Source organism: Siccibacter colletis (assembly GCF_000696575.1).
GTDB classification, from domain to species: domain Bacteria; phylum Pseudomonadota; class Gammaproteobacteria; order Enterobacterales; family Enterobacteriaceae; genus Siccibacter; species Siccibacter colletis.
The window spans coordinates 188,502-195,128 of the sequence record NZ_JMSQ01000004.1; the positions used below are offsets into that span (position 1 = coordinate 188,502).

The window sequence follows — 6,627 nt, forward strand, 5'->3', positions numbered from 1 at the left end:
CATGTTTTATGTAAACCGGCTTTTTTCGGGGCGATCGTTAAAAACCCTGTTGCTGTTCGCCTGCTTTATTACCCTGGCGGCGGCTATCTGGTATCTGGGCCCGTTTATCGGGTTCGGCAAAACGCGGCCGCTGGAGGGCGTGCAAACGCGCGTGGTGTTCATTTTGCTGGCGCTTGGGTGGTTTGCACGTTTGTTCTGGCGCATTCCTTTCTTTGTGCTGGTTGCCGTCACACTGTGCGTGCTGGTCTGGGAGTTAGGGCCCTTTATACTGCTCGGCGATACATGGCCGCTCACCAGTACGCTGCGCCGGCTGGTCATCGTGGCTGTTATCGCATTCGTGACGCTGATCTATGCCGGCTGGCTGCTCCTGCTGGCACTGTCCCGCAATCCTCATTTGCTGGATGATTTTCATAAATTTCGCAAAGGTAAGGTCAAGCCTGCCCGCGAGATGACGGAAGTGGCAGGCATCATCCGTAAAGCCGCGGTGCGTACGCGGGGCGTGCGCACCGGGGTATCACGCTGGCGCCGCTTTTTCATGTTTTCTCAGGATGCGCTCCCCTGGTTTATGGTTATTGGCAACGAGCAGGCGGGAAAAACGTCGCTTATCGTCTCCTCAGGGCAGGAGTTTCCGCTGCCTGAACAACTGGCGCGCACTACGGCCAGGACAGTACCGACGTCACACTGCGAATGCTGGTATGCCAACGATGCCTTGTTCGTGGATACCGCGGGCCGCTTCATTTCTGACGCAGGGGACGCGCATCCGGAGTGGCAAGGCATCCTGAACGCCATCGGCAAATATCGACCGGTTAACGCGATTAATGGCGTGATCATTGCTATCAGCGCGGCTGACATCATGGGGGCTGAAAAAAGCGCACTGCGAGAGATGAGCGCACAGCTGCGTAAGCGGCTGAACGACATTCGCACAACGCTCGGCATCCGCTTTCCGGCCTATGTGATCGTCACCGGTATGGATCGGCTGGCAGGTTTTGAAGCCTATTTTCGGGATCTCACCGCCGAGGCGCGGGAGCAGATTTGGGGAGTGACCTTTCCCTGGGGCGAAAAAATCAGCGCCACGCTGGCAGAGCGAAAAGTGGGAGACGAGCTTGCGCTGCTGGCATCGCGTATTGACGGTAATATCGCCGCGCGTCAGCAAGAGGAGTATGCCGTGGGCGAACGTCGTCGGATGTACGCCCTGTCGCTCGATTTCCGCACCCTTGCAGAAGGGGTTACCGCTATGCTGCAGAACATCTTTTTCGCGTCACGCTACGACGAGACTCAGTTTTACAGCACGCTGCGCGGCATCTATTTCTCCAGCGCGTGCCAGCAGAATGAACCGCCGCTGATCAATCCCTCAACACTCATCCAGCGTTGGCGCCAGGCGCTCACTGACCGTTCTCACGACACAATGGAACGGCCGGATCGTGACGACATGCTCATTTCCAGCTGGAGCGGACGTCATTACTTTCTTAAACAGCTATTTGCCGAGGTGATCGTCAAGGATGCCGGTCTGGTGCGCTACAACCTGGAGGCGGCTGGTCGCAACCGCCTGCTGAACATTGCCGGACACGCGCTCTGCCTGCTGCTGGCTGCGCTGTTGTTTAACGGCATGATGACCAGCTTCATGCACAACGATGATTACCTGGACGTGGTTGAGAGTCGGCTCAGCGTGCTTGAAGACAGGGCGTCGCGCTTTCTGAAAACAAAAAGCGACAGCCTGGTGCCGCAGCTACTGGCGCTCAGTCAGGCATTACCCCAGGTACCGACGGCGGATGTCTACCATCCAACCCTGGACTGGCGCTACGGTCTGTACGTCGGTTTTCATATGGTGGATAACGCCACCGGACTTTATGAGTCTCTGTTACACCAGTTACTGCTGCCGCAGATCGAGCAGCAGACCAGTCAGGCGCTGCGCGATGCAATCGCGACGGGAGAAGGCGACGATCTTTATCAGGCGCTGAAGCTTTATCTGATGGTGTTTGGCGAGGGCAAATTCGATCGTGACACGGTCGAGGACGGACTATCAGCACGCTGGGAAAGCACCCATAAAATGGACGCTTACGGTAGCCCTGCGGTGTTTATCGGGCATTTGCGGCGCTTATTCGGTGCTGGCGACTGGCGGCAGTATGGTCAGGCCGCCGATCCGGTACTGATTCGTGAAGCCCGCGCCCGGCTGGCACAACAGACTCCTGAGGAGCGTATCTACCAGCAGGTTAAAACGCTGCTCTACCGGGACGCGCCGCCAAACCTCACGTTGACCACGCTGAGCGGCGAAGACGCTGCACCGGTCTTTGCGCTGGAAGATGAGACGTTGCGGGTGGACGGCATCCCCGGCCTGTTCACGCTCGAAGGCTATTACGACGTGGTTAAAAAAAAAGGGTTACCGCTGGTGGCCTCTTTCGCCACGGAGAATGGTTGGGTGATGGGACAGCCTGTCAGAACTGCTCAGGAGATGGAGCTTTATGGTCGGGTGCTGTCGCGCTATCTGCGTGATTACACCCACTACTGGCAACGTTTCCTGACCGATGTCCACCTGGCGTTTTCACGCGAGGCCCCGGAAGACGCCTCATCGGGTCTGTCGGTTGACCTCTGGCTGTTACGTACGTTGGCCTCCTCTCCGTCGCCGCTGACGCATTTTGCCAAAGAAGTGGCGCGGCAGACCACGCTGAGTGAACCGGGCGAGACGTTCGGCGACGTGCTGAACGTGACGCCGCGCAGCCAGACGCTGTCGCGCATGAAAAAATTTGATGCGCTGATGGCGCGGCAGGAGAAGAAACTGGTGCGTGCCGGAGTGGATGAGCATTTCAGCGCACTGCATGAATTTGTACGCGGTGGAGGGGCGACAGGCGGCGTAACCCCACTTAATCGCATGACTGCTCTGCTTAACGAGCAGTACACCATGCTGGTGATCGCAAAAAATGCGATGGCAGACGGCGATACTCCGCCGGTAACGGACGCTGGAAAAAAGTTACTCGCAGAGGCTCAGACATGGCCCGATCCCTTCCGGGAGATGGTGGAGCCTCTGCTGGCCAGCGCGTTCGACAATGTTGAGATACAGCAGGTGGCGCTCAACAACGATGCTATCAGTACAGGCATTGGTACCGTCTGCCGCGCCACGCTGGAAGGGAAGTACCCCTTCGCTGACGATGGGCAGGAGGTTACTCTCAGCGCCTTCAGCCGCTTTTTCGCCGCCGGCGGACTGGTAGACACTTACTTCGCCAAAAATCTGGCCGCAAAAGTAGACACCTCTTCATCGCCGTGGCGCTACAAAGGCACCTCTGACAGCACCGGCCTGGCCGTATTCGAACAGGCGGCGGAAATCCGTAACGCCTTTTTCCAGCAGGACGAGGGGCGAAAACTCAACCTCGGCCTGACATTCTCCGTTCCGCACCTTTCGCCCGCACTGCTGCAAGTGACGCTAGCCGTCGACGGGAACAAGTATAAATACGCGCATGGCCCGGTGACGCCGTTCTACGTGACGTGGCCTGGACCGTGCCCGGGAGCGGGATTGTTTGCCAAACCGGTCACCGTTCGTGGCGATGAAATTGCCGCCCCGCTCAGTCGTCTCCAGATTAACGGCCCATGGGCGCTGCTGCGGCTACGCGAGCGCGCCGTCAATATAGAGCTTCTGCCCTCCGGGAACGAACGGCTGAGCTATGACCTGGATAAGCGACGTATCGATCTTGAGGTCTCCGGGTTGCGCTACGGCGATACCAGTCTGATTGCGCTGCTACAGAACTTTCGCTGCCCGGAGGAGGGGTAAGCGAGATGCTGTTCAGCAAAAAAATACCGCTCGCGGTGAAGGCGGTCACGCCGACGATTGGGCGGTGGACGCATCGCTTTCACCGGCGTGATGCCACCGGTAGCGCACTCGCGACATTTCTCATCGCCCAGGGCGCGCAGCAGGGGCTACAGGCTGAGTGCTATCCGTGGTGTTTTGCACTACCCGGCGAGGCGCTCGGCCTGTCGCAGACGCTGACAGGCGCGGTCGCCATGCAAAGCGAGACCGTGCTGTACGCCTCGCTGTCAGATGTTGCGCTGCAGGAGTGCCTGCAGGAGCCGCATTCGCTGGCATTCTGGCTGGCCCGCGCGCTGGTTGCGCAGCCCCGGATGGTCGGACGCACGTCAGGACGGGTTTGCCGACACGTAGCAAGGCACTATCGCGCCTGCGCCGGGCTGAAACAGTCGCCGCCGCTACTGGCGTGGCTCCGTGACTGCTGCGAAGAGGACTATAGCGCCACTGAAAGTGGCGGGGTGCAGTTTATGCCGTGGGCCGGCTGGCCTGCATGCATCAATAAGGGAGGGTATCTGTGGCTGTGGAAACAAAACCAGCATGGGCGGATCGTCGCGTCACACCGTGTTCCGCTATCCGTCACCAGGGGGGCACACGTGCCAGTAAAAGGGATATTTCAATGAAAAGTCAGGTGTCATGATGTCGCGTACTATTACCTTAACCTCTCCGGCGATGCCGTCGCTTCTGGGCGAGCCTGCGCTGGTACTCTCAACGCTTACGGGTGAGGAGGCTTTTTCCACTCTTTATACCTATCACATCATGGTCAGGACGCCTGCTAACCCGGATATTCCCTGGCAGGCCGCCTCGAATGTGGATTTGAAAGCGCTTATCGGCAAGGAGATGACCGTCGAGCTGGAGCTGGATGGCAACGGGCTTGACGATGCGCGCGGGGTAGGCAAAGGCACGCGTGAAATTTCGGGCCTGGTGCAGCAGGCGCGCTTCATTGGCCGGGATGCCAATCAGGCGATGTTTGAGATAGTGATTCGTCCGTGGCTTTATCTTGCGGATCTCACGGCGGACTTCAAAATTTTCCAGCAAAAAAACGTCGTGGAAATCATTGAAGCGATCCTGGGCGACTACAACTTTCCCTTCGAAAAGCGCCTGTCAGGCAGCTATCCCCAGCTTGATTATCAGGTGCAGTACGGAGAAACAGATTTCGATTTCATTCAGCGCCTGATGGAAGAGTGGGGGATTTACTGGTTTTTTGAACATCAGGACCACAAGCATAAGCTGGTGCTGGTGGACAATGTTGGCGCGCATAAGCCCTATTTCAGCGAGGCATATCACGTCATTCATTATCAATCCGACGATCCCAAAGCGGACCAGGAGTACATCAGTCAGTTTTATACCCAGGAGACCATTACCAGCGGGCGTTGGGTAACGAATGATTACGACTTTCAGAAGTCGCGTGCCGATATCATGGCGCTCGACAATAAACCACGTAAGACCAGCTTTAACGATATGGAGATCTTCCACTGGCCGGGAGATTACGACAAACCGGCCATTGGTGAACAGCTGGCGCGCATCAGGGCGGAGGAGCGGGGGGCGATCGGCTCGCGTGCGGTCGGATCGGGTGAGATCCGTGGCATCGTATGCGGCTGCAATTTTGAACTGAAGGGTTGTCCGGTCGATAAGGCTAACCGCGAATACATGGTGATTTCGAGCCGGCTAACGGTCACTGAAAACCAACAATCCAGTGGTGTCGACGCTTTTCATTATGACGCTGCGTTTACTGTTCAGCCGACCACGAAAATTTATCGTCATCCACAAACAACGTTACGTCCGCGCACGCATGGGCCGCAAACGGCAATCGTTGTCGGGCCGCCGGGTGAAGATATCTGGACTGATGAATATGGCCGGGTCAAGGTACGTTTCCTGTGGGATCGCTATGGCAAAAACCTTGAATCAGATTCCTGCTGGCTACGCGTCAGTCAGGCATGGGCGGGCAACAATTTTGGCGGGATCTATATTCCGCGCGTAGGTCACGAGGTAATCGTCGACTTTATCAATGGCGATCCGGATCGCCCGCTTATCATTGGTAGCCTCTATAACAACGTCACCATGCCGCCGTGGGATCTGCCGGTCAACAGCACCCAGAGCGGGATCGTCAGCCGTACCGTAGGAGGCGGGCGTACTAACTTCAACGGCATCCGCTTTGAGGATAAACCGGGACGAGAGCAGTACTGGGAACAGGCCGAACGCAACATGGATCGCCTGACCAAGAATAATGAGGTGCAGACCATCGGTGCCAACTCAACGCTCAAAGTCGGCGTGAGTCGCGATGTATCGGTTGGGCTGCATTACAACAAATGCATCGGCGGATTTTCCGCGCTGCAAGTGGGACTGGCACGTTCTACGGTCGTTGGTGCCGCCAATGCACTCTCAGTGGGCGGTGCAAACTCGCTTAATGTCGGTGGCGCCAATCTCACCAATGTGGGGGGATATAACGCCATGTCGGTAGGTGGCGCCCACCAGATTGCGGTGGGTGGCGCCGCAACGCTGGTCGCAGGCGGTGCAATCAGCATGAGCGCCGGTGGGGAACTCACCATCAGCGCCAGCGTGATCAAAATTGTTGGCTCCAGCAAGGTCGTTATTCAGGGGGGGCAGGTACAGTTGAACCCTGGTGACGGTTGTGGTTCCGGCGGCGGCGGCGGCGGTGGATTGGCAGCACTTTCCAGCCTTGCCGGATTAGCATTTGGCCTGATCGCATTGCCGATCCCGCTGCCGCCATACCCTGTCTGGCCGCCAAAACCGCCGAAGCCAACGGATGCGCCGACGGATGCGCCAACGGATACGCCGACCGAGACGCCGACCGAGACGCCGACGGATGCGCCCAC

The 6,627-nt window shown here is 57.9% G+C and carries 3 protein-coding genes; all 3 read left to right on the forward strand.

The features are described from left to right. Position 1 precedes the first annotated feature (1 nt). On the forward strand, positions 2-3,760 hold the full coding sequence (gene tssM / locus ET34_RS0104300; RefSeq protein WP_031519771.1) for a type VI secretion system membrane subunit TssM: 3,759 nt from the start codon (positions 2-4) through the stop codon (positions 3,758-3,760). Between the two features lie 5 nt (positions 3,761-3,765). After that, positions 3,766-4,413 (forward strand): hypothetical protein, encoded by a 648-nt coding sequence (locus ET34_RS0104305; RefSeq protein ID WP_031519773.1) that lies wholly within the window; start codon positions 3,766-3,768, stop codon positions 4,411-4,413. A 16-nt stretch (positions 4,414-4,429) separates the two neighbouring features. Next, on the forward strand, positions 4,430-6,627 hold a 2,198-nt coding region (locus tag ET34_RS0104310), incomplete at its 3' end, for a type VI secretion system Vgr family protein (protein WP_152548346.1).

Bases quoted from the DNA above. Each gene is read 5' to 3' on its own strand.
- tssM (WP_031519771.1), top strand. From the start codon at position 2: ATGTTTTATGTAAACCGGCTTTTTTCGGGGCGATCGTTAAAAACCCTG.
- ET34_RS0104305 (WP_031519773.1), top strand. From the start codon at position 3,766: ATGCTGTTCAGCAAAAAAATACCGCTCGCGGTGAAGGCGGTCACGCCG.